The following is a 1,874-nucleotide window of genomic DNA, read 5'->3' as shown; positions in this document are numbered from 1 at the left end:
GCCTCTGCACCGGCACCATGTCGCTGCTGCCCGAGCAATCCACGTTCAGCGTCTGTGCCACTATGGAAGAGTTCGCCAGCACGGCACCGCTGACGCGAACGGTGCTACCTGCCACCGTCGCCGCTTCGAGCGCATGAGCACCCACGACCTCCTTGCCAACGGTCCCCGGCGCCTCGATGTCGCCGACGATACGCAGCGTCGCACGCGCCGCGACTGACGCGGCCGCCGCGGGCAGCTTGGTGATGCCGACCAGGCTGGTTGAAGTCGTGGCGACGAGCACGGGCTCACTGCCGCCCAACTCGCTGCGGTTCAGCGGGCGGCCGAACATGTCCCAGAACTTCGCATCGGCGGGCCACTTGGCCGAGGCCGCCTCGTCACCCCAGGCCACCGCGACGACACCGGAAGTACCGTCACCGAAGAACACGGCGGACGAAGCGGAATTCGCCACGTGGCGATAGCCCGCCAACGGCTTGCCGTTCACGTGCCGCACCAATGCCGCCAGAGCCGCATAGGACGGGCGCGGTGAAAAGTCGGCATTCAACACGCCCCAGTTGGCGCGGCCCTGCTCGACGAGTTCCCGGAAAAAGAAGAAGAAGACGCGCTCGTAGCCCGCAGCGAACCCGGATGCATAGGTCTTCACGAGGAAAGCCGCTTGCGCCCGTTCGGTCGCGGCCGTGATGGGACCCGCGGTGCCCGTCGGACCCTGCACGCCCAGGCCGGTCTCGGTGATCCAGCCCGGCTGACCCGTGGCGCCGCCGGCGGCGTCGATTGGAGCGACGCTGGCCGCAACGAACTCCAGCGTCTGGTCGGGATTGGCGTAGTAATGCTGGTTGCGCAGATCCAGCGACGCCACGCCGCTGTTCTCGTAGGTCGCCTTGAAAAACTCGTCGAGCCCGCGGGACGGCGCTCCACCCAGCACCTTCAATTGCGGCCGAGCCGACTTCACACCTGCATAGAACGCCTTCAACTGCGAGGCATATTGCCAGGGCGTACCGAGGTAGAAATCGGTGTTCTGCTCATTCCAATATTCGACCCCGTCAAAGTAYGGACCCATGTCGCGCGCAAACGCCGCGCCGAAAGCCTGCAGCGCCGCAAGGTCGCGTGGCGGCTTGCGGTCGCCCGACGTCACCGTGTCGCTGCTGTAGCGAGTAAAGGCCGGTGAATCGTGGAACGACGTCACTTGCGAGAAACCTGCAAGGGACAGCCTGCGGGCCACGTTGAAGAATCGCCCCCACAACGGCGGGTTCACCGCAGCGGTGAGCTGCACCTGGGACCAGCGCAGTCGGTCACGCACGGAGCCGACACCGGCCGCCGACAAGGCATCGATGGCCTTGCCTATCGACTGATCATCGCCGCCGTACCAGCTCAGACCCRCGTCCATGCCGAAACGCTTGTCCAGCTTTGGGCGAGTGGCCGGGATGACCACAAAGGAGACCGGCTTGACCGCCACCTCTTCGGGCACCTGGACGGTAAGCCTGTAGAAGCCCGGCGTGAGTGCAGGCAGCGTCAGCAGGTTGCTCGACGCATTGAGCACGAAATTGTCGGCACGGTAGGCAAATTGGCCGTCGACATCGCGGACGGTGATCGATGCGGTGGCTTTCGTCCCCCGCACGATGAGCCATTGGCTTGGCAGCGTGTCGACGATGAAACTGCCATTCACGGGCGTCGGATCCGCGGTCGCCGCGGACACGATGACGGAAARGGCAACTCCGCTGGCGAAGATACCCAAGCGACGCACAAACTTGATGCTAAACATATATTCCCCTTTCAGGGTTTAATTRCCCCTATTTATGTGGTCTTCTTGGGGTAAAAAATCCATTCCAAAACAGCATATTTTCGAATTGCGAAATCAAGAGCAAGCGGCACTATCAACC

At 63.4% G+C, this 1,874-nt stretch carries 1 protein-coding gene; it reads right to left on the bottom strand.

The genetic code is table 11. The features are described 5' to 3' along the window. A partial coding sequence (locus AC1DU6_RS29510) for a hypothetical protein (RefSeq protein ID WP_477861548.1) occupies positions 1–1,756 on the bottom strand: 1,756 nt, incomplete at its 3' end. Positions 1,757–1,874: the final 118 nt, after the last annotated feature.

This window comes from Roseateles sp. P5_B10, from assembly GCF_056400485.1.
The sequence above is the reverse complement of the archived record's forward strand: the minus strand, read 5'-3'. Positions and strand labels throughout refer to the sequence as shown.